The 24,186-nt window shown below is 32.0% G+C and carries 22 protein-coding genes; 14 read left to right on the top strand and 8 right to left on the bottom strand.

Features of this window, described 5'->3' with window-relative positions:
• Positions 1-5: 5 nt before the first annotated feature.
• The 5 genes from JV528_RS08315 (at position 6) to csbB (ending at position 7,204) form a co-directional block, all read left to right on the top strand.
• Positions 6-1,970, top strand: coding sequence for a PTS fructose transporter subunit IIABC (locus JV528_RS08315; protein WP_001266561.1), 1,965 nt, complete (start codon positions 6-8; stop codon positions 1,968-1,970).
• Between the two features lie 307 nt (positions 1,971-2,277).
• A complete protein-coding gene (gene nagA / locus JV528_RS08310) occupies positions 2,278-3,459 on the top strand; it encodes an N-acetylglucosamine-6-phosphate deacetylase (RefSeq protein WP_001292254.1) in 1,182 nt (393 codons plus the stop codon).
• Between the two features lie 219 nt (positions 3,460-3,678).
• Positions 3,679-5,028, top strand: coding sequence for a hemolysin family protein (locus JV528_RS08305; RefSeq protein WP_000450258.1), 1,350 nt, complete (start codon positions 3,679-3,681; stop codon positions 5,026-5,028).
• Between the two features lie 221 nt (positions 5,029-5,249).
• A complete protein-coding gene (locus JV528_RS08300) occupies positions 5,250-6,089 on the top strand; it encodes an aldo/keto reductase (protein WP_000931237.1) in 840 nt (279 codons plus the stop codon).
• A gap of 131 nt (positions 6,090-6,220) precedes the next feature.
• Positions 6,221-7,204 (top strand): lipoteichoic acid-specific glycosylation protein CsbB, encoded by a 984-nt coding sequence (gene csbB / locus JV528_RS08295; protein ID WP_000702789.1) that lies wholly within the window; start codon positions 6,221-6,223, stop codon positions 7,202-7,204.
• Between the two features lie 71 nt (positions 7,205-7,275).
• On the opposite strand, the gene saeS is transcribed toward csbB, so the two are convergent.
• The 8 genes from saeS to queC all read right to left on the bottom strand — a co-directional run bounded on the left by saeS (position 7,276) and on the right by queC (position 13,016).
• Positions 7,276-8,331: a two-component system sensor histidine kinase SaeS gene (saeS, locus tag JV528_RS08290; protein ID WP_000244415.1), complete on the bottom strand. Its 1,056-nt coding sequence runs from the start codon at positions 8,329-8,331 to the stop codon at positions 7,276-7,278.
• Positions 8,331-9,017, bottom strand: coding sequence for a response regulator transcription factor SaeR (gene saeR, locus JV528_RS08285; protein WP_000149344.1), 687 nt, complete (start codon positions 9,015-9,017; stop codon positions 8,331-8,333). The genes saeS and saeR overlap by 1 nt, the downstream gene beginning before the upstream one ends.
• Positions 8,992-9,465, bottom strand: a complete 474-nt coding sequence (locus JV528_RS08280; RefSeq protein ID WP_001037806.1) for a DoxX family membrane protein — start codon at positions 9,463-9,465, stop codon at positions 8,992-8,994. Before JV528_RS08280 ends, saeR begins: the two co-directional genes overlap by 26 nt.
• A gap of 341 nt (positions 9,466-9,806) precedes the next feature.
• Positions 9,807-10,247 (bottom strand): DM13 domain-containing protein, encoded by a 441-nt coding sequence (locus JV528_RS08275; protein ID WP_204254819.1) that lies wholly within the window; start codon positions 10,245-10,247, stop codon positions 9,807-9,809.
• A gap of 279 nt (positions 10,248-10,526) precedes the next feature.
• On the bottom strand, positions 10,527-11,111 hold the full coding sequence (locus JV528_RS08270) for a hypothetical protein (RefSeq protein WP_000637684.1): 585 nt from the start codon (positions 11,109-11,111) through the stop codon (positions 10,527-10,529).
• A gap of 98 nt (positions 11,112-11,209) precedes the next feature.
• Complete coding sequence (queE, locus tag JV528_RS08265) at positions 11,210-11,923, bottom strand: 7-carboxy-7-deazaguanine synthase QueE (RefSeq protein ID WP_001062977.1); 714 nt, start codon at positions 11,921-11,923, stop codon at positions 11,210-11,212.
• A gap of 3 nt (positions 11,924-11,926) precedes the next feature.
• Entirely contained in the window at positions 11,927-12,346 is a 420-nt protein-coding gene (gene queD, locus JV528_RS08260) for a 6-carboxytetrahydropterin synthase QueD (protein WP_000941336.1), read from the bottom strand.
• A 1-nt stretch (position 12,347) separates the two neighbouring features.
• Entirely contained in the window at positions 12,348-13,016 is a 669-nt protein-coding gene (gene queC, locus JV528_RS08255; RefSeq protein ID WP_000446724.1) for a 7-cyano-7-deazaguanine synthase QueC, read from the bottom strand.
• Positions 13,017-13,366: 350 nt separating this feature from the next.
• On the opposite strand from queC, the gene JV528_RS08250 reads away from it, so the two are divergent.
• The 9 genes from JV528_RS08250 (at position 13,367) to recQ (ending at position 24,122) form a co-directional block, all read left to right on the top strand.
• Entirely contained in the window at positions 13,367-13,960 is a 594-nt protein-coding gene (locus JV528_RS08250; RefSeq protein ID WP_204177168.1) for an anthranilate synthase component II, read from the top strand.
• Complete coding sequence (locus JV528_RS08245) at positions 13,944-15,095, top strand: chorismate-binding protein (protein ID WP_001217799.1); 1,152 nt, start codon at positions 13,944-13,946, stop codon at positions 15,093-15,095. The genes JV528_RS08250 and JV528_RS08245 overlap by 17 nt, the downstream gene beginning before the upstream one ends.
• Positions 15,095-15,703, top strand: coding sequence for an aminotransferase class IV (locus JV528_RS08240; RefSeq protein WP_001175780.1), 609 nt, complete (start codon positions 15,095-15,097; stop codon positions 15,701-15,703). The genes JV528_RS08245 and JV528_RS08240 overlap by 1 nt, the downstream gene beginning before the upstream one ends.
• Positions 15,704-15,768: 65 nt before the next feature.
• Positions 15,769-15,975 carry a hypothetical protein gene (locus tag JV528_RS08235; RefSeq protein WP_014532582.1) on the top strand — a complete coding sequence of 69 codons (207 nt, stop codon included), beginning with the start codon at positions 15,769-15,771 and terminating at the stop codon, positions 15,973-15,975.
• An 87-nt stretch (positions 15,976-16,062) separates the two neighbouring features.
• Positions 16,063-16,773: a 5-oxoprolinase subunit B family protein gene (locus JV528_RS08230; protein WP_000708692.1), complete on the top strand. Its 711-nt coding sequence runs from the start codon at positions 16,063-16,065 to the stop codon at positions 16,771-16,773.
• The gene (locus JV528_RS08225; RefSeq protein WP_000022323.1) at positions 16,757-17,761 is read left to right on the top strand and encodes a 5-oxoprolinase subunit C family protein; all 1,005 of its coding nucleotides are present in this window, start codon (positions 16,757-16,759) and stop codon (positions 17,759-17,761) included. The genes JV528_RS08230 and JV528_RS08225 overlap by 17 nt, the downstream gene beginning before the upstream one ends.
• Positions 17,762-18,234: 473 nt before the next feature.
• Positions 18,235-20,175 carry a polyglycerol-phosphate lipoteichoic acid synthase LtaS gene (ltaS, locus tag JV528_RS08220; protein WP_118848067.1) on the top strand — a complete coding sequence of 647 codons (1,941 nt, stop codon included), beginning with the start codon at positions 18,235-18,237 and terminating at the stop codon, positions 20,173-20,175.
• A gap of 270 nt (positions 20,176-20,445) precedes the next feature.
• Complete coding sequence (locus JV528_RS08215; protein ID WP_078061093.1) at positions 20,446-22,329, top strand: ABC-F family ATP-binding cassette domain-containing protein; 1,884 nt, start codon at positions 20,446-20,448, stop codon at positions 22,327-22,329.
• A gap of 11 nt (positions 22,330-22,340) precedes the next feature.
• Complete coding sequence (gene recQ, locus JV528_RS08210) at positions 22,341-24,122, top strand: DNA helicase RecQ (protein WP_000983671.1); 1,782 nt, start codon at positions 22,341-22,343, stop codon at positions 24,120-24,122.
• Positions 24,123-24,186 lie beyond the last annotated feature (64 nt).

Raw genomic sequence — 24,186 nt, 5'->3', positions numbered from 1 at the left:
AAATAATGAGAGTAACAGAGTTATTAACAAAAGATACAATAGCAATGGATTTAATGGCAAATGACAAAAATGGTGTTATTGATGAGTTAGTAAATCAATTAGACAAAGCAGGTAAATTAAGTGATGTCGCGTCATTTAAGGAAGCGATTCACAATCGAGAATCACAAAGTACGACTGGTATCGGCGAAGGTATTGCTATTCCACATGCGAAAGTAGCCGCAGTTAAGTCTCCAGCTATCGCATTCGGTAAATCTAAAGAAGGTGTAGATTACCAAAGTTTAGATATGCAACCAGCTCATTTATTCTTTATGATTGCAGCGCCAGAAGGTGGTGCCCAAACACATTTAGATGCTTTAGCTAAACTATCTGGTATTTTAATGGATGAAAATGTACGTGAAAAATTATTACATGCATCGTCTCCAGAAGAAGTGTTAGCAATTATCGATCATGCTGATGATGAAGCGACAAAAGAAGAAGAGGCAGAAGCTGAAGCACAACAAGTTGCTGCTGTAGAAGCAAATCAAGACACTAATGGATCAAACGAGCCATATGTATTAGCTGTAACTGCTTGTCCAACAGGTATTGCACACACATATATGGCGCGTGATGCATTGAAAAAGCAAGCGGATAAAATGGGCATTAAAATTAAAGTTGAAACGAACGGTTCAAGTGGTATTAAAAACCATTTAACGGAACAAGATATTAAAAATGCAACAGGTATCATTGTTGCTGCTGATGTTCATGTTGAGACGGATCGCTTCGATGGTAAAAATGTCGTAGAAGTACCAGTAGCAGATGGCATTAAACGTCCAGAAGAATTAATTAATAAAGCATTAGATACAAGTCGTAAACCTTTTGTTGCCCGTGATGGTCAAAGAAAAGGTAACTCAAATGACAGTCAAGAAAAATTAAGTCCAGGTAAAGCATTCTATAAACACTTAATGAACGGTGTTTCTAACATGCTACCACTTGTAATATCTGGTGGTATTTTAATGGCAATCGTGTTTTTATTTGGTGCAAACTCATTTGATCCGAAAAGTTCAGAGTACAATGCGTTTGCAGAGCAGCTTTGGAACATTGGTAGTAAAAGTGCATTCGCGTTAATCATTCCAATTTTATCTGGTTTCATTGCACGTAGTATTGCAGATAAACCTGGATTCGCGTCAGGTCTTGTAGGTGGTATGTTAGCAATTTCAGGTGGTTCAGGATTTATTGGTGGTATTATTGCAGGTTTCTTAGCAGGTTACTTAACACAAGGTGTTAAAGCCATGACACGTAAGTTACCACAAGCATTAGAGGGATTAAAGCCGACATTAATTTATCCACTATTAACAGTGACAGCTACAGGCTTATTGATGATTTATGTCTTTAATCCACCAGCATCTTGGTTAAATCATTTGTTATTAGATGGATTAAACAATTTATCAGGTTCTAATATTGTATTATTAGGTTTAGTTATTGGCGCTATGATGGCGATTGATATGGGTGGTCCATTCAACAAAGCGGCATATGTTTTTGCAACAGGTGCGTTGATTGAAGGTAATGCTGCACCAATTACAGCTGCAATGATTGGTGGTATGATTCCACCGTTAGCAATTGCGACAGCGATGTTAATTTTCAGACGTAAATTTACAAAAGAACAACGTGGTTCAATTATCCCTAACTATGTGATGGGTATGTCGTTTATTACAGAAGGTGCGATTCCATTTGCAGCTGCCGATCCATTACGTGTTATTCCTTCAATGATGATTGGTTCAGGTATAGGTGGCGCAATTGCTTTAGGCTTAGGTTCTCGAATTACTGCGCCACACGGTGGTATTATTGTAATTGTTGGTACTGATGGTGCACACTTACTTCAAACTCTTATTGCACTTCTAGTTGGTACATTAGTTTCAGCATTAATTTATGGACTTATTAAACCAAAGTTAACTGAAACAGAAATCGAAGCTTCAAAATCAATGGACGAGTAGTTTTAATGATTTAAAGTGATTGTTAGCAAAGAGCTTCATATTAAGTTGTAAGTTCAATGAATATATGTTAGTTTTATATATCGTGTTAACGGTAGCTTATACAAAGCTGTAAAAACACTTTCTATTAATTCAGTTTTTATGAATTGATATGAAGGTGTTTTTATTTTTAGATAAATGAATGAAGAAATAGATACCACAAATTTATAGACTTTTTTAATATTTTGCAAAAAGTTATGCCAAACGAAGCAGATATAGTAAAATATGAGTGTCTTAAAGTGAAAATTTATAAATAAAGAAGGGTTTATACGTGTCAGAATTAATTATATATAACGGCAAAGTTTATACTGAAGATGGCAAAATCGATAATGGTTACATTCATGTGAAAGATGGACAGATTGTTGCAATTGGAGAAGTAAATGATAAAGCAGCGATTGATAATGATACGACAAATAAAATTCAAGTGATTGATGCAAAAGGTCATCATGTAGTGCCAGGTTTTATCGATATACATATTCATGGTGGTTATGGACAGGATGCAATGGATGGGTCATACGATGGCTTAAAATATCTATCCGAAAATTTGTTGTCTGAAGGGACGACATCATACTTGGCCACTACAATGACGCAATCGACTGATAAAATAGATAAAGCACTTATAAATATTGCTAAATATGAAGTGGAGCAAGATGTTCACAATGCAGCGGAAATTGTAGGTATACATTTGGAAGGGCCATTTATATCTGAAAATAAAGTTGGTGCTCAACATCCGCAATACGTTGTACGCCCATTTATCGATAAAATTAAACATTTTCAAGAAACTGCTAACGGACTAATAAAGATTATGACGTTTGCACCTGAAGTTGAAGGTGCAAAAGAAGCGCTTGAAACGTATAAAGATGACATTATTTTTTCAATTGGTCATACAGTGGCAACATACGAAGAAGCAGTTGAAGCTGTTGAGCGAGGAGCTAAACATGTCACGCACTTATATAATGCAGCGACGCCATTCCAACATAGAGAACCAGGTGTTTTTGGAGCAGCATGGTTGAATGATGCTTTACATACCGAAATGATTGTTGATGGCACACATTCTCATCCGGCATCGGTTGCAATTGCTTACCGTATGAAAGGTAATGAACGTTTTTATTTAATTACCGATGCAATGCGTGCAAAAGGTATGCCTGAAGGAGAATATGATTTGGGTGGTCAAAAAGTAACTGTTCAATCGCAACAAGCACGTCTTGCAAATGGTGCGCTTGCTGGTAGTATTTTAAAAATGAATCATGGGTTACGTAACTTAATATCATTTACAGGTGATACATTAGATCATTTATGGCGTGTAACAAGTTTAAATCAAGCCATTGCATTAGGTATCGATGATAGAAAAGGTAGTATTAAAGTAAATAAGGATGCAGATCTTGTTATTCTAGATGATGACATGAATGTAAAATCTACAATAAAACAAGGTAAGGTTCACACATTTAGCTAATAGATAATCATAATTAAATGTATGCAATAGATTTAATCTGTTAACATAAGCACTTTATATTATGATAAAATAGAGGCAATAACATTTTTTCTGGGGGTGTCTAAATGGGAAGGCGATAACATGTAGTTGTAATTTAAGTCATAGTGATAAATTTGAATGCGTGTTACCCATGAGTGACACATATAACATGGAGGTGAATCCCTAGAAATAGGGAATTAATTGGAAACTTCGACCATAATTAGTTTGATTATATTTATTCTATTAATTGCATTAACCACAGTATTTGTTGGTTCAGAATTTGCATTAGTAAAAATTAGAGCAACAAGAATTGAACAGCTAGCAGATGAAGGAAATAAACCTGCTAAAATAGTAAAAAAGATGATTGCTAATCTAGATTATTATCTTTCTGCTTGTCAGTTAGGTATAACAGTAACATCTTTAGGGTTAGGTTGGCTTGGTGAACCAACGTTTGAAAAGCTATTACACCCGATATTTGAAGCAATCAATTTACCAACTGCATTAACAACGACGATTTCGTTTGCAGTATCATTTATAATCGTTACGTATTTGCATGTAGTACTTGGTGAATTAGCGCCTAAATCTATAGCGATTCAACATACTGAAAAGCTTGCTTTAGTATATGCAAGACCATTGTTCTATTTCGGTAACATTATGAAACCATTGATTTGGCTGATGAATGGTTCTGCACGTGTTATTATTAGAATGTTTGGTGTAAATCCTGATGCCCAAACCGATGCAATGTCAGAAGAAGAAATCAAAATTATTATTAACAATAGTTATAATGGTGGAGAAATCAACCAAACTGAATTGGCATATATGCAAAATATCTTTTCATTCGATGAAAGACATGCAAAAGATATAATGGTACCTAGAACTCAAATGATTACACTAAATGAACCTTTTAATGTAGACGAATTACTAGAAACAATAAAAGAACATCAATTTACGCGTTATCCAATTACTGATGATGGTGATAAAGACCACATTAAAGGATTTATTAACGTCAAAGAATTTTTAACTGAATATGCTTCTGGAAAAACGATTAAAATAGCAAACTATATACATGAGTTGCCAATGATTTCAGAGACAACACGTATAAGTGATGCATTAATTAGAATGCAACGTGAACATGTTCATATGAGTCTTATTATAGATGAATATGGTGGAACGGCAGGTATTTTAACGATGGAAGATATTTTAGAAGAAATCGTTGGGGAAATTCGTGATGAATTTGATGATGATGAAGTGAATGATATCGTTAAAATTGATAATAAGACATTCCAAGTAAATGGTAGAGTACTATTGGATGATTTAACTGAAGAGTTCGGTATAGAATTTGATGACTCTGAGGATATTGATACGATAGGTGGATGGTTACAATCTCGTAATACCAACTTACAAAAAGATGATTACGTGGATACAACTTATGATCGCTGGGTTGTTTCAGAAATCGATAACCACCAAATTATTTGGGTGATGTTAAACTATGAATTTAATGAAGCGAGACCTACTATTGGACAGTCTGATGAAGATGAAAAATCAGAATAGATATTAATATATAAACCAACTAAGAATGATTTAATTCATTTTTGGTTGGTTATTTTTTTGACTAAAATTAATGAAAAGTGAAAATAGTATTGGAACTCAATATCTTTAATGATTTAATGAATGTTTTTTATTGAAAGCGATAATTCGTATTAATTGAGTTTGCTTAAAAATTTAGGGTAATGTAAAGATATAAAAGATACATAGATTGGAGAGATATAAAGATGTTGAATGAGATACAAATATTAAATAATGGATACCCGATGCCTTCAGTTGGGTTAGGTGTTTATAAAATCTCTGACGAAGATATGACTAAAGTTGTAAATGCTGCAATTGACGCAGGCTATAGAGCGTTTGATACAGCATACTTTTATGATAATGAGGCTTCACTAGGGCGAGCATTAAAGGATAATGGCGTCGATAGAGAAGATTTGTTTATAACAACGAAGTTATGGAATGACTATCAAGGTTATGAGAAAACATTCGAATATTTCAACAAATCGATTGAAAATTTACAAACTGATTATCTTGATTTATTTCTAATACATTGGCCTTGTGAAGCAGATGGTCTATTTTTAGAAACATATAAAGCTATGGAAGAACTTTACGAGCAAGGTAAGGTAAAAGCAATAGGTGTATGTAATTTTAATGTTCATCATCTAGAAAAATTAATGGCTCAATCAAGTATCAAACCAATGGTGAATCAAATTGAGGTACATCCATATTTTAACCAACAAGAATTACAAGAATTTTGTGATCGTCACGATATTAAAGTGACTGCATGGATGCCTTTGATGAGAAATAGAGGACTACTAGACGACCCTGTCATTGTTAAAATTGCTGAAAAATATCATAAAACACCAGCACAAGTTGTATTGCGTTGGCATTTAGCACACAATAGAATTATTATTCCAAAATCTCAGACACCTAAACGCATTCAAGAAAATATAGATATTTTAGATTTTAATTTAGAATTAACAGAAGTAGCTGAAATTGATGCTTTAAATAGAAATGCAAGACAAGGTAAAAATCCAGATGATGTGAAAATTGGGGATTTAAAATAACTGGATGTTAAATTTTACGTTTATGAATGCCTTTTAATGTGTACATTAAAATAAATGAGTTGGTTTTTACTATTTGATAAAACAACACTCAGGTACATTCAAAATCTTTTAAATAAAAAGGATGGACATAGATGAAAATTAGAGTCGTCATTCCTTGTTTTAATGAAGGGGAAGTCATTACACAAACACATCAACAATTAACTGAAATACTTTCACAAGATAGTAGTGTGAAAGGCTATGATTATAATATGCTTTTCATAGATGATGGTAGTACGGATACCACTATAGATGAAATGCAACATCTTGCCACAATAGATAGGCATGTCAGCTATATTTCTTTTAGTAGAAATTTTGGAAAAGAAGCAGCTATGATTGCAGGTTACCAGCATAGTACTGAATTTGATGCAGTCATCATGATAGATTGTGATTTGCAACATCCACCTGAATATATTCCGAAAATGATTGAAGGTTTTATGGAAGGCTATGATCAAGTGATTGCAAAGCGTGATAGAAGTGGTGAAAATTTTAGTCGCAAAACATTAAGCCATTTGTACTATAAGTTAGTTAATTGCTTTGTAGAAGAAGTACAATTTGATGATGGTGTTGGTGATTTTAGACTTTTAAGCCAAAGAGCTGTTAAATCCATTGCATCACTTGAAGAATATAATCGATTTTCAAAAGGGCTATTTGAATGGATAGGATATAATACTAAAGTGTTTACGTATCAAAATGTTGCGAGACAAAAAGGAGAATCTAAGTGGTCCTTTAAAAAGTTATTTAATTATGGTATTGATGGATTGATTTCCTTTAATAGTAAACCTTTGAGAATGATGATATATCTTGGATTATTTATTTTTTCAATAAGCGTGTTATATATTATATATTTATTCATCAATATTATGATTTCTGGTGTTAATATCCCAGGATATTTTTCAACGATTGCAGCTATTTTATTATTAGGCGGCATACAGTTAATTTCAATTGGTGTTGTAGGTGAATATATTGGCAGGATATATTATGAAGTTAAGGCACGTCCTAAATATATTATTCAAGCTACAAATCTTTCAAGTATTGAAAATGATGAGAAGGATACCCATAAAGTTTACTCTAAATAAACAATAAAAGAAGCCCTCATCAATGAGAGCTTCTTTTTAGTCTTTGCATTTTATTTTATAAATAAATCGGATTATGACGTAATGTCTAATTTGTGTAATGTCACAGTCATCGTAGTTCCTACATCTATATCACTGCTTACACTGATTTTTGCGTTATTTTGTTGCGCGAGTTCATTAGCTATATATAAGCCTAATCCAGAACCACCCGTTTTTGTATTACGCGAGTTTTCTACTCTGAATGTTCGTTCGAATATACGTTCTTGTAGTTCTGGTATAATGCCAATACCTTCATCGCTAATAGCAATGTCGATAGTATCTTGATCTTTATTTTCACTAATATTAATATCAATGCGACTACCAACATTTGAAAATTTTAGCGCATTATCAAGTAAGTTTGTTAAAATACGCTCAAGTGGCGTTCGATATTGATAAAATGCATCAATTTCGCTACAGAAATTCACTTCTAATGTGCGGTTTTCATGTTTGATACGTTGCTCATATGGTTGCAATATTGATACAAGTAATTGGTCTAGTTGTATTAATTCTGGGGGATATGTTTTACCTGTATTTAAAGTGATAATATGAGTCATATCATCAAATAATGTTGATAATCTGTTTGCTTGTTTAATTAATATGTCGTATGACTCTTTAATCTCATGATCCTTTGTGATTATACCATCACGTAGTCCTTCAGAATATGAAATAATGCTTGCTAAAGGTGTTTTTAAATCATGGGCTAAGTTTTGAATCAGTTCTGTTTTTTCTTGTTGTTCGGATTTAATTTGATTCATTTGTTGCGTAATTTCAGAAGCCATTTTATTAAAAGATTGATTTAATTCATAAATTTCTTTTGGTGAATTAAACGTTTTATCATTGCTTGCGTAATTTCCGTTAGCAAATTGCTTAGTTTTTATATTAAACTGCTTAATTTTTTGTATAAGTGGATTAATAAAAATACTACATATTAATAAGGTTAAACAGCTTGTAATTATTGTCGTTAAGGTCAAAGTTAGTGTCATATGGCCGTTAAACCACATTAAAATATATGCAATTGCTAAAATAGTTGAAGTTAATAGTATACTCGATACGACGCCAATAATGATTTGACTTCTAATTGATAACACCATTATCGGCTCCTTTCAAATTTATATCCTAATCCCCATACAGTTGTGATGGTATATGTTGTAAAGCTCTCTTTTTCTAATTTTTCTCTAATACGGTGTATATGGACATTCACGGTATTAGCATCTTCGTAATAGTCATATCCCCAAACTTTTTCAAGTAATTCTGATTTAGAAATAACTTCATTTTCTCTAGAAGCTAAATACCACAATAACTCAAATTCCTTAATACGCATAGGGACTTCGTGACCATTTACAGTCACAACTTTACTTAAGTTAATAAGTGTTAATTCATCAAACGACAGTTGTTCAACTGGTTGATGATGGTATTTCTTCATTCTTGTAAGTAAATTATTAATACGTAAAACGAGTTCCCTTGGACTAAATGGTTTTTTGACATAGTCATCTGCACCTAAAGTTAAGGCGTAAATGGTATCATGTTCTTGTGTTTTGGCAGTTAAATAGATAAAGGGGATATCTAATTTTTGCCTTTTCATTTCTTTGACAATGTCGTAACCATTAACTTCTGGCATCATGATATCAAGTACCATGATATCAATATCATTTGATAGTAAAGAAATTGCTTCTTTACCGCTAGTTGTCGTTGTTACTTTGTAACCTTCATATTCAAAATAGGTTTGACAAATGTCTACAATGTCTTGTTCATCATCCACGATCAGTAAGTGGGTCATCTATTTTTTCACCTCTGTTCTTACGACCTCTAAAGTAATTAATGATTTCTTTAAGTGAAATCTGTTTTAAAAATGAGTGACTCATTAGTAAAAGGATAAAGAAAGTTAATTGAAGAGGATACGTAAATATCATATCTGCTAAGATATAATTTATCATAACAAAGGCTCCAAAGAAACTAGCAGCATATGCAAAAACTCCAAAAATTAAACCTAATCCAATTGCAATCTCTCCGAGTGGGACAACAATATCAAATAATGACGTCGTATGTGCAACTATATTTGCGAAAAACCACTTATACCACTCTGGTGAATCAGTATTGTTAGCGATGACTGGTACTAAACCTTTCAGCGTAAATCCGCCCGTTAATTTTTCGTAACCTTGCATTAACATAACAATACCTGAACCCACGCGAATGATAAATGTAACGAGTAGCAATAATTTATTCATGATGTTCACATTCTTTCTATTTATTGTGTGTAATTTATATAAACATAAGATTAAGCAACATAATGCGATTTATAGTGTTATGTGAACAGGAAGTGTTTGAGCTCATGGGTTGCTTAAGCTAAACAAACCTCAAGCTCTAAAAAAATTTACTTATGTGCTCTACAATCTTATGGGATTTAATAGTTGTATATATATTGAAAAAAGGAAAGTATGATTTCTACAAGCTAGGGGGGCTGTGAAATCATACGCTTTCCATTGAGTAATGAGTGTAATGTATATTTTTAAAATTTGTAATGTATAGTAATAGTATGTTGTAAATAAAAGTTTAACTCAGAAATTGATTATTTTAATTTAGCGCCGCCGAAGATGACGTAAGCTTTTTTACAATAGATTGTTACTTCATCATATTTGCTTAAATCTACATTTTTAAGATCAAATGTTTGTTTTTCTTTATCGTAGTCAACCATTGCGATTTCTTTACCGTTTTTAATGTCACCATTTTTTGTTAGGTAGACGTATAAATCTGGACCTTTTGATGATTTGTAGTTAGTAAGCATTAATTTACCATTTTTAATCTCAGCTTTACCTTCAACAGTTTCACCGTTTTTAGAACTGAATGTACCTGTTAGATGTTTTGTTTTATCAGTTTTAACATTGCTATCTTCTGACTTTGTTTTTTGTTCAGTTTTGTTACCTTGATCTTGTGAATTAGAATTACCACAAGCGCCTAAAGCTAATGTTGTGATAACAGCACCAGCTGCTAAAAAATATTTTGTATTCATGCTAACTCCTCATTTCTTCAATTTGATAAGTTAAGTTTAAAATGAAGGCAAATAATATGCCATTAACTAATTCTTAACTTCGTTTAAATATCGCTTAACTAATATTGAAGAAAGAATAATTTGAAAATGAAAATAATTGTCTGATTTAAATAAATAGGAGTCAAAATAAGAGGAGGGCGGTTTTTTAAGTGAGAAAATATTTATCTAAACTAGTTATCACTATAAAACACTTCTGATATATCGAACTAATAATATCAGAAGTGTTTTATAGTTTTGGTATTAAAATTTATAAACCCTTTGCCACAATAAAAACAACAAGAAAATAAGATAGACGATTAAATACAAGTACCAATATGGTGTTAAAACCATCATAACGATAAATGAAATGTTAATAATGATAAGTCCTTTAATCATTAGTTTCTTTATTTTGTTATTATTTTCAGCAGTTTCATCTAAGTTATTAAATGTTGAAATAAACAACATAATACCACCAATGATGAAAATGGCAGGGGCTAAAAATGGAATAGACATATATATTGATTGTGTACTTGAAAAGTCGGTAACACGTTGCGTTAAACTGACAACAATCGTTAATATGATAGCAATAAATTTTTGGTCTGTAATGTATACAGGTTTTAATTTTTTATCAATGTAAAACTGTAGTATCGTCCAAATGATAAACATCGTTATAGTACACAGAGTAATAAAGTTATATTTATCAATTATGAATGTATTTATAAAGGCGTTTATAGTAATAGATAACAACATTGCACTTAATGATAAATGTTGCATTTGATGCCTATATAAATTGAATCCAGTTATAAGTACGACGATAGCAATATTAATTAATATATATACAATCATGATGGACTCCTGTTCGTTATACTTCAATCAACTATTATATCAATTAATATATTGTTATTCATTAGATATGACTTGTAAAAAGTAAAATAAGTTATCCTTTATACACCTTTTTTATTGCTCCAAAGTAATGTATGAAGTTGTGGTAACACATAAACGTGATTCATATCATTACTTTGCATAACTAAATCTACCAACTGCTCGTAGCGTTCTAACAACTTTTCGGTATGATTATCTACGCTGTCTGATAAATATGGGTTACCAACTTGTAAATAGAAGGGAATATCTGGATAACGGTGGTGTATCATTTTGGCAAAATCATAATCTTTATCGTCGAATACAACTACTTTTAAGTTTAATGAGGAAGGTACGCATTGTGTAATCACTTCATCTAACTTTTTTAAATCAGGTGTCATAGTTGAACTTGGTGGTTTTGGACTAATCGTTAAATCATCAATTTGTGTCATCCAAGGTTGGAATTTACTGCCTTGTGTCTCCAGTGCGCTGAAAATACCTTTATCTTGAAATAAGTCAACTAACTCTTGGATACCTTTAATTAATGCTGGGTTACCACCAGAAATTGTAACGTGGTTAAATAAATCGCCACCAATTCGTTTTAATTCATCATAAATTTCTTCAGCGGTCATGAGTTTTATATCGCTTTTAGCACTACCATCCCAAGTAAATGCAGAATCACACCAGCTACAGCGATAATCACATCCAGCTGTTCTCACAAACATCGTTTTTCTACCGATTACTCGACCTTCACCCTGAATGGTTGGACCGAATATTTCGAGTACAGGAATTTTAGCCATTAGTTACACCTGTTCCTTTGGTCTAAATACGACATAACTTGTTGGTGTTTCTCTTACAAATACTTGAATGCATTTTGGTTGGTGTTCGAGCGATGCCAAATTTTCTTTAACAATTTGATAAATTGTTTCCGCTACGATTTCAGTTGAAGGGATTTTGTTTTTAAAAGCAGGTAAGTTATTTAACAGTTGATGGTCAAATTTACCGTGTATCATCTTTTTCAAATGGCTAAAGTTCACTAAAAAGCCAGTGTCATCTAGTTTATCACCGACAATTGTTAAATTAACAAAGTAAGTATGACCATGGACATTTTGACAAATACCTGCTTCTTCACACGGAATGTGATGTGCAGCTGAAAAATTAAAATCTTTATTTAATTCGAATTGATATGGATGCGTTGTACTAGGATAGATTTGTTGTAACATTTTAAAGCGCTCCTTTACTTTCAAGATATTGATTTAGTCCACGTTGACGTAAATGACAAGCTGGACATTCACCACAGCCATCCCCAATGATACCGTTATAGCATGTTAATGTTTTTGTACGAATATAATCTAAAACTTCTAGTTCATCACTTAATTTCCACGTTTCTGCTTTGTTTAACCACATTAAAGGAGTATGAATAACAAAATCTTTGTCCATAGCTAGGCTTAATGTTACGTTCATTGATTTTATAAAACTATCGCGACAGTCTGGGTAGCCTGAAAAGTCTGTTTCACATACGCCTGTAATAATATGCTTAGCCCCAATTTGATAAGCTAGAGCGCCTGCAAACGACAAGAAAAGTAAATTTCTAGCTGGAACAAATGTATTAGGTATACCATCTTCATTATTAGTAATTTCCATATCATGTTGTGTTAATGCGTTTGGAGTAAGTTGTGATAATAATGACATATCTAAAACGTGATGTTTCATTCCTTGATCTTGTGCAATTTGTTTGGCGACTTCAATTTCAGTATCATGTCTTTGGCCATAATTAAACGTTACGAGTTCAACTTCTTTGAAATGTTTTTTTGCATAAAAGAGACATGTTGTACTGTCTTGACCACCACTAAAGACAACGATGGCTTTTTCATTATTTAATACACTTTCCATTTTGTAATTGCTCCTATCATTAATAATATTAATAAAGAGGTTAATGGCATTGATAAGCCCGTTTTTAATTTATAAAATAAAAAAAGCCTATCTCCATAAAAGATAGACGAAAGAAATGGGTTGCTCCTATAATATATATTAAAGGTTTACCAACGAATGTTTGAAATTTCAATGTCTAGTTTTTTATAGAGGGTTTCAGCTAGGAACCTCTGATATTCATTTATGTACGATGAATAGAATATACCATATATTAGTTAAAATCAAGGTCAGGATAATGACAATGCTTTTAAAGTTTTAGCTACATCCAATACATATTATAAAAATAAAACACATTTAGAACGGAGTATACAATGATTCTAGTCATAGATAATAATGATTCATTTACATATAATTTAATAGACTATATTAAGACTCAAACGAAACTAACAGTTCAAGTTGTTGGTATTGATAATCTGCTGATAGAAGACGTCATTAATATGAAGCCAAATGCAATTGTTATTTCACCTGGGCCGGGTAATCCGGATGATTATCCTATCTTGAATGAAGTGTTAGAACAATTTTATCAGCGTGTACCTATCCTAGGTGTATGTTTAGGATTTCAATGTATCGTGTCTTATTTTGGTGGAAATATCATTCACGGCTATCATCCTGTACACGGATATACTACACAGTTACGCCATACCAATGAAGGTATTTTTCAAGGACTGCCTCAAAATTTCAATGTAATGCGTTATCATTCATTAATTGCTGACGGAGCGACTTTTCCAAATTGCTTAAAGATTACAGCAAAAAACGATGAAGCGATTATTATGGCATTTGAGCATATTACATTTCCGGTTTTTGGTGTGCAATATCATCCTGAATCTATTTTGAGTGAATACGGTTATCGACAAGTTGAATTATTTTTATCGAAGGTAGGTGATTACTGTGAGAATAGAATATAATTATCGCTACTATTTAACTGAAAATGAATATAAGCAATACCATATTCAATTAAAGGGATTTATAAAGAAGTATGTTGCCACTAAATTGGCTGATGTGGGAGAAGTGATACACTTTGCACAAGCGCAGCAACGACAAGGTAGATATGTTTCGTTATATTTAAGTTACGAAGCGGCAAAGTATTTTAATCATGTTATGTGTACACATTCATTAGCTAAAGATGATATTTATGCAGTAGCTTATAGTTTTGAAAAAGCGGAAAGCATAAATTCAACATATGAACATCAAACTTCTTATGTATCAAAGCATCATTTTTCATTTGTTGAATCTTCTGAGGTTATGATGACTAATATTAAACGTGTCCAACAAGCAATTGTTGAAGGCGAAACGTATCAAGTGAACTATACGGCGCGCTTAACGGATAACATTTATTATCCTATTAGTACTTTATATGAACGATTAACTCAATTTAGTAATGGTAATTATACTGCGTTATTACAAACAGATGAAATCCAAGTAGCGTCTATCTCACCAGAATTATTTTTTCAAAAAGGACAGTTTAACAATGTCGATAACGTTATCATAAGCAAACCGATGAAAGGGACAATGCCTAGAGGTAAAACGGAAGCTGAAGATCAACAGTATTATAAAACATTGCAAACTTCTTCGAAAGATCGTGCAGAAAATGTCATGATTGTTGATTTACTAAGAAACGATATAGGGAGAATATCACAGAGTGGCTCAATTAAGGTGTATAAACTATTTTTCATTGAGACATATAAAACTGTATTTCAAATGACTTCGATGGTAAGTGGAACTTTAAAAACTAATACAGACTTAACTCAAATTTTAATATCGTTATTTCCTTGTGGTTCGATTACAGGTGCACCGAAACTGAATACAATGAAATATATTAAACAATTAGAAAGTTCACCTCGTGGTATATACTGCGGAGCAATTGGACTATTACTTCCAACTGAAGATGATAAAATGATTTTTAATATTCCGATTCGTACTATTGAGTATAAATATGGACAAGCGATTTATGGAGTCGGAGCAGGTATTACAATTGATTCTAAGCCAAAAGATGAAGTAAATGAATTTTACGCAAAAACCAAGATTTTGGAGATGTTATAATGCAATTATTTGAAACAATGAAAATTGATAATGGACATATCCCTAGACTTACTTATCATACTAATCGCATAAAATGTTCTTCCGAGCGATTAAACTTTAAATTTGATGAACATGCATGGCGAAATGAATTAAATGATGTAACAACAAAGTATCACAGTGGCCAATATAGACTTAAAATCGTATTAAATGCTGAAAGCAAATTTGAAACGATAGTGTCACCTTTACCTGAGAAAAGTAGTTTTACAGCAAAATTTCAAGTGTTGCCCAAAGCAGTTAATCCAACTTTTATAAATAATAAAACGACAGAACGAAAGCATTTAGCACACAATCATGAAACAGATTTAATATTGCTAACTTCAGAGGACGGCAAGGTCCTTGAATTTGATATTGGCAACATTGTCATTGAAGAGGATGGAAAATGGTACACACCAAGTTATAAAAATGATTTCTTAAAAGGATGCATGCGTGATTATTTAATAGATAGTGACAAGCTTGTTGAAAAAGACTTTAATAAAAACGAATTGATTTATAAATATCATAACAATGAGATACGTTTATTTTTGATAAATAGTTTACGAGAGGTTGCCGATGTCCACCTTTGCCTTTAAAATTAGTATGATAATAATGTAGAAAATGAAGTGAAAACAAATTTAAAAATTAAATGGGGCCAAATATGATTATTGTTTATATTGCGCTGTTGTTAATTCTTGTATACGTGAATTATCGATTAGTGAATCGATTGCTATCTGAAAATAGAATATATGTTGTTCGTTTGATAGCAACAATTACTACTGTTATAAGCTTTATCCTTGTATACGCATTAATTCGCGAACTCATGCCTTTTGTTGTGCGAGCAATGGATTTAATGTATCACCAGTAAATTTAGTGAGTAGGTAAAATGAACTATTCAATCGATTCTATAATTAAAAATCAAAGTAAAGTAACCAAATATTGAAGAGGTGTACAAATGAAAATATATAGTCAAGGTGACCAAGCCATTGTTGTCGCAATTGAAAAAGAAGTATCTAAAAGTTTAACCGAAGATTTATTAACACTTCGCTCATATTTAATTGAACAAAATTATCCATTTATTATAGAAATTGTGCCATCAGAATCAGACATGATGATTGTCTATGACGCAAGGGATATGATTAAACACCATAATATACAATCACCTTTTTTATACATGAAAGCACTAATTGAATCGATTCATTTAAACATAAAACATGATTTTAACCAGCAAGATTTGATTGAAATACCAATTGTGTATGGTTCGAAATATGGTCCGGATTTAGAATCACTTTTAAAACATTACAAAATCAAGCTAGAAACATTTATTGAATTACACTCTAAGGCGCAATATTTTGTTTCGATGATGGGATATTCACCTGGGTTTCCTTATTTAACTGGATTAAATAAGAAATTGTATATTAATCACACGAGTAAACAGAAAAAATTCATTCCAGCTGGTTCTGTAGTACTTGAAGGGAAAAAATGCGGTATTGTAACTACGGATACAATTAATGATTGGTTAGTTATTGGTTATACACCATTATCACTTTTTAATCCGAAAGAATCAGATTTCGCACGCTTAAAGTTAGGCGATAATATTAAATTTAGACCTATCAATGAAAATGAATTAGAAGTAGGAGCGTTTAAAGATGTCAATCATAATTGAAAAAAGTGGCTTATTCAGTAGCTTTCAGGACTTTGGTAGAAGGGGATATGAACATGATGGTGTAATTCCATGTGGTGCACTAGATACTTTAGCACATGAAATTGCTAATCGATTAGTTGCAAATGACAAGAATGAAGCAACTTTGGAAATGACTAATAAAATGGCAACGATTCGTTTTACAGAACCTACGCTGATTGCATTAGCAGGGGGTAATGTCAAAGCTTACACTGAGCATATGACTATATCTCCATATAAATTGTATTTGTTAGATAAAGGCGATGTTTTAAAATTTAGAGAAACAAGTTATACATCGCGAGTGTATTTAGCTGTGGGAGGCGGATTTGAATTAGATGCATGGTTAGGATCTAATTCAACCGACTTTAATGTAAAAATTGGTGGTTTTAAAGGTAGAACATTACAAGATGGCGATGAAATAAAGCTTAAGAGAGATTATACAGCTCGTCATCATAAGTTATTTGAAAACCTTGCTCACACGAAACAAACAGATTGGGGTATTGATGGATACGCCTTGTCATTTAATTATATGTCTGATGTATTTCATGTCGTTAAAAATAAAGGTACGGAAGATTTTAAAGAAGATGCCATTCAAAGATTTGTGAAACATGATTATAAAGTAACGAGCAAAGCAAATCGCATGGGGATGATGCTTGAAGGTGAAAAAATCAAAGCTTTTTATGAAGATATGCCACCGTATCAGACTGTCAAAAAAGGAACGATACAAATTAAGCGTGATGGCACACCTATTATCTTATTAAATGATCATTATACGCTAGGTAGCTACCCGCAAATCGGTACAATCGCAAGCTATCATTTAACGAAATTAGCACAAAAACCACAAGGATCACGTTTGAAATTTCAATTTATAGATATTTTAACGGCTGAAAAGAACCTTGTTAAGTATAGTAACTGGTTAAACCAATTATTCCATGGAATAGAATATAGAATGCAATTAGAAATGATGAAATAATATTTGGTACGTAGCTCATACTAGAGTCCGATGCAAATAATTTCCTCCTAATGTATAATGAAATAATACTGTGTTTTATCTGCGAAATGTATCATATTCTAATTCGTTTCACAGTAAAATGAAAAGATAAAGTGTGTTTTTACTTGAATTTTGACTAAAATTACTCTATATTTATTAATTGAGCTATGCTTATTATTACAATTTGATTACAAATTTTAAATTTGTTAATTGAATGATAATATTAAATAAAGAAACTTACACAAGCAAATATGAGTTGTAGCCCAAAATACTTGTTAAATCAAAGTTGAAAGCTACAAATAATGAAAATTATAAACTTGAATCTGAAAGTAATTACTATAATTATGACAATGTTAACTTTTAAACGCACTTATTAATTAACTACATAATGTTAATATCTAATTTATTCAAGTACTTTCGCAAGATTTATTATCTAAATAACGGGGGAAAGAATCATGAGTTCACAAAAAAAGAAAATTAGTCTTTTTGCGTTCTTCTTATTAACCGTAATAACGATTACCTTGAAGACGTATTTTTCTTATTATGTTGATTTTTCTTTAGGTGTTAAAGGTTTAGTACAAAACTTAATATTATTGATGAATCCTTATAGTTTAGTAGCACTGGTTTTAAGTGTGTTCCTATTCTTTAAAGGCAAAAAAGCATTTTGGTTCATGTTCATAGGCGGCTTCTTATTGACGTTCCTATTATATGCCAATGTTGTGTACTTTAGATTCTTCTCGGATTTTTTAACGTTTAGTACTTTAAACCAAGTAGGTAACGTAGAATCTATGGGTGGTGCGGTTAGTGCATCATTCAAATGGTATGACTTTGTTTATTTCATTGATACGTTAGTTTACTTATTCATTTTAATATTTAAAACAAAATGGTTAGACACAAAAGCATTTAGTAAGAAATTTGTTCCTGTCGTAATGGCGGCTTCAGTAGCATTATTCTTCTTAAACTTAGCTTTTGCTGAAACTGATAGACCAGAATTATTAACACGTACATTTGACCATAAATATTTAGTGAAATATTTAGGACCGTATAACTTTACAGTATACGATGGTGTTAAAACTATCGAAAATAATCAACAAAAAGCGTTAGCATCTGAAGATGACTTAACAAAAGTATTAAATTACACGAAACAACGTCAAACAGAGCCTAACCCAGAATATTATGGGGTGGCAAAGAAGAAAAATATTATTAAGATTCATTTAGAAAGTTTCCAAACCTTCTTAATTAATAAAAAGGTTAATGGTAAAGAAGTAACACCGTTTTTAAACAAATTATCAAGTGGGAAAGAGCAATTCACATACTTCCCTAACTTTTTCCATCAAACAGGTCAAGGTAAAACATCTGACTCTGAATTTACAATGGATAACAGTTTATACGGTTTACCGCAAGGTTCTGCCTTTTCATTAAAAGGAGATAATACGTATCAGTCATTGCCAGCAATTTTAGATCAAAAGCAAGGCTACAAATCTGATGTCATGCACGGTGACTATAAAACATTCTGGAACAGAGACCAAGTATATAAACACTTTGGTATCGATAAATTCTATGATGCAACATACTATGACATGTCAGATAAAAACGTTGTAAACTTAGGCTTGAAAGACAAAATTTTCTTTAAAGATTCTGCTAATTATCAAGCTAAGATGAAATCGCCATTCTATTCTCATTTAATTACATTGACTAACCACTATCCATTCACATTAGATGAAAAGGATGCAACTATTGAGAAGTCAAACACAGGTGATGCAACAGTTGATGGTTATATTCAAACAGCGCGTTATTTAGACGAAGCATTAGAAGAATATATTAATGACTTGAAGAAAAAAGGATTATATGACAATTCAGTGATTATGATTTATGGTGACCACTATGGTATCTCTGAAAACCATAACAATGCCATGGAAAAACTATTAGGTGAAAAAATCACACCGGCTAAATTTACAGATTTAAACAGAACTGGTTTCTGGATTAAAATCCCTGGTAAATCTGGTGGTATCAATAATGAATATGCTGGTCAAGTCGATGTAATGCCAACAATTTTACATTTGGCTGGTATAGATACGAAGAACTATTTAATGTTCGGTACTGATTTATTCTCTAAAGGTCATAATCAAGTAGTTCCATTCAGAACTGGTGACTTTATAACAAAAGATTATAAATATGTTAATGGTAAGATTTATTCTAATAAAAATAATGAACTCATAACTACTCAACCAGCTGATTTCGAAAAGAATAAAAAGCAAGTTGAAAAGGATCTCGAAATGAGTGACAACGTGCTTAATGGTGATTTGTTTAGATTCTACAAAAATCCAGACTTCAAAAAGGTAAATCCTTCGAAGTATAAATATGAAACAGGACCAAAAGCAAACTCTAAAAAATAATATCTAAACACGAACTCGGATTGATAAAATATCAATCCGGGTTTTTATTTTGTTCTTTTATATTATGTTTTCCATTATATGTGTTGATAAAAAGGTATATTATAAAGATCATTAGCATAGTCATCAAAGCCTTATCAATTTTTATTTATAGTTGAAGCAACAATATATTAAATTATGACACTTAACGGTATCGATTTCTTTTGATTTCAAAAAGGTGTATAATGTATAGAACTGATTTAAGTACGTAGAGATTTCAACAGAAGAAGGAAGATGGGTATGGAAGCATATAAAATTGAACATTTAAATAAATCTTATGCCGATAAGACTATATTCGATAACCTAGATTTATCAATTTCAGAAGGTGAAAAAATAGGTTTGGTAGGCATAAATGGTACAGGGAAAAGTACGTTGTTAAAAGTAATTGGTGGTATTGATGATGATTTTACAGCCAATGTTATGCATCCAAATCAATATCGAATTCGATATTCGTCTCAGAAACAGGACCTTAATGAAGATATGACAGTTTTTGATGCAGTATTAAGTTCTGATACAACAACTTTACGTATCATCAAGCAATATGAGCAGGCAGTACAAGCTTATGCGGATGACCAAAGTGATAAATTGTTCAAGCGAATGATGGATGCGCAAGATGCTATGGATCAACATGATGCTTGGGACTATAACGCTGAAATTAAAACAATCCTCTCAAAACTAGGTATACATGATACTACTAAATACATTAAAGAATTATCCGGCGGACAACAAAAACGTGTTGTACTTGCTAAAACATTAATAGAACAACCAGATTTATTGTTATTAGATGAACCTACGAACCATTTAGACTTCGAATCAATCAGCTGGTTGATCAATTATGTGAAGCAATATCCTCATACAGTTTTATTCGTAACCCATGATCGATATTTTTTAAATGAAGTTTCCACTAGAATTATTGAACTAAACAGAGGTAAGTTAGCGTCATATCCTGGTAACTATGAATCTTATATTGAAATGCGCGCTGAAAGAGAAGTAACAATTCAAAAGCAACAACAAAAACAACGAGCTTTATATAAGGAAGAACTTGCTTGGATGAGGGCTGGAGCTAAGGCTCGTACTACAAAGCAACAAGCTAGAATTAATCGATTTAATGACCTAGAAAATGAAGTTAACCAGCAATATAAAGACGATAAAGGTGAATTGAATCTTGCTTATTCAAGATTAGGTAAGCAAGTGTTTGAATTAGAAGACTTATCAAAGGCTATTAATGATAAAGTATTATTTGAACATCTGACGGAAATTATTCAAAAAGGTGAGCGTATTGGTGTTGTTGGGCCAAATGGAGCTGGTAAAACAACACTCTTAAATATTTTGAGTGGAGAAGACCAACAATTCGAAGGTAAATTGAAGACTGGGCAGACGGTTAAAGTAGCTTATTTTAAGCAAACAGATGAGACCCTGGATAGAGATATTCGTATGATTGATTATTTAAGAGAAGAAAGTGAGATCGCAAAAGAAAAAGATGGAACCTCGGTATCTATTACACAACTTCTTGAACGATTTTTATTTCCAAGTGCCACTCATGGTAAAAAAGTTTATAAATTATCTGGTGGAGAGCAAAAGCGTTTGTATTTATTACGTCTACTCGTACACCAGCCAAATGTTCTGTTGTTAGATGAACCGACAAATGATTTAGATACTGAGACTTTAACAATACTTGAAGATTATATTCATACTTTCGGTGGTACAGTGATTACCGTAAGCCATGATCGTTACTTCTTAAATAAAGTTGCACAGTCATATTGGTTTATTCATGATGGTCAGATGGAAAAGATTATAGGAACTTTTGAAGATTATGAAAGTTATAAAAAATCATTAGATAAAAATAAATCCACATTGAAGCAACAATCTAAATCTTCTACAATTGTACGTAAGAAAAATGGGTTATCATATAAAGAAAAATTAGAATATGAACAATTGATGAAACGCATAGAACAAGCGGAAGTAAGAATGGAAGAAATTGATGTGCTCATGATTGAGGCAAGTGCAGATTATGGGAAAATTAAAGAATTAAACGAAGAAAAAGAACAACTTGAAATTCAATATGATTTAGACATCACAAGATGGAGTGAGTTAGAAGAAATTAAAGAACAACAATAAGGGGTCAATTTATGATGCAACAAACATTATCGCATTACTTTGGGTATGAAACGTTTCGACCAGGACAAGAAGAAATTATTAGCAAAGTATTAGACCATCGTAATGTGCTTGGTGTCTTACCAACTGGTGGAGGTAAGTCTATATGCTATCAAGTACCAGGTTTATTGTTAGGTGGTACAACAATTGTAATAAGTCCACTAATATCATTAATGAAAGATCAAGTGGATCAATTAAAAGCGATGGGAATTCAGGCTGCTTTTTTAAATAGTAGTTTGACTCAAAAAGAGCAACAACGTATTGAAAAAGCATTATCAAATGGAGAAATTCAATTTTTGTATGTTGCACCAGAAAGATTTGAAAACCGATATTTTTTAAATATGCTTCAGCGTATAAAGATTCACTTAGTCGCGTTTGATGAAGCGCATTGTATATCTAAATGGGGGCATGATTTCAGACCGAGTTATAAAAACGTCATTTCTAAAGTATTTACGTTACCTCAAGATTTTACAATAATAGCGTTGACAGCAACTGCCACGGTTGAAGTACAGCAAGATATTAGAGAAAAGTTAAATATCGCTCAAACTGATCAAATTAAAACGAGTACTAAGCGTAGAAACTTAATTTTTAAAGTAAATCCTACTTATCAACGTCAAAAATTTATATTGGATTATATTAAAACACACGATGAAGATGCAGGTATTATTTATTGTTCTACACGTAAGCAAGTTGAAGAGCTTCAAGAAGCCTTAGAAAGCCAGAAAATTGAAAGTGTTATATATCATGCAGGTTTGAGCAATAAAGAAAGAGAAGAAGCGCAGAATGATTTCTTATTTGATCGTGTTAAAGTAGTCGTTGCTACAAATGCTTTTGGTATGGGTATTGATAAATCCAATGTACGTTTTGTTATTCATTATAATATGCCTGGAGATTTAGAATCTTATTATCAAGAAGCGGGTCGTGCAGGTCGTGATGGGTTGAAAAGTGAATGTATTTTGTTATTTAGCGAACGCGATATCAATTTACACGAGTATTTTATAACAGTCTCTCAAGCTGATGATGACTATAAAGATAAAATGGGCGAAAAGTTAACTAAAATGATTCAATATACAAAAACAAAAAAATGTTTAGAAGCAACAATTGTCCATTATTTTGAACCGAATGAAAAATTAGAAGAATGTGAACAATGTAGTAATTGTGTTCAACAAGATAAATCATATAATATGACACAAGAAGCTAAGATGATTATTAGTTGCATCGCTCGTATGAAACAACAAGAGAGTTATAGTGTTATCATTCAAGTGCTAAGAGGAGAGTCAACAGATTATATTAAGTATAAAGGTTATGATCAAATTTCAACCCATGGTTTAATGAAAGGTTACACAACATCAGAATTAAGTCACTTAATAGATGAATTAAGATTCAAAGGGTTCTTAAATGAAAATGATGAAATATTAATGTGTGATACTTCAATTAAAAAATTACTCAGTAATGAAGTAGAAGTATTCACAACACCATTTAAGCAAAAAGCGACTGAAAAAGTATTTATAAATACGGTTGAAGGGGTTGACCGAGTATTATTCAGTCAGTTGGTAGAAGTTCGTAAAAAATTAAGTGACAAATTAACGATAGCACCTGTAAGTATATTTTCTGATTACACGTTGGAGGAATTTGCTAAACGTAAGCCTGCTTCGAAACAAGATATGATTAATATTGATGGCGTAGGTAGTTACAAATTAAAACATTATTGTCCAGCATTTTTAGAAACGATTCAAAATTATAAAGCCAAAGTATAGTGAAGGCACCTAGTAAGCATTCCTTGTTTTACTGGGTGTTTTTTTGAATTCAAGGTAAAATAAC

It is taken from the genome of Staphylococcus sp. GDB20D11A (assembly GCF_016893255.1).
Classification (GTDB): domain Bacteria; phylum Bacillota; class Bacilli; order Staphylococcales; family Staphylococcaceae; genus Staphylococcus; species Staphylococcus aureus.
The sequence above is the reverse complement of the archived record's forward strand: the minus strand, read 5'-3'. Positions and strand labels throughout refer to the sequence as shown.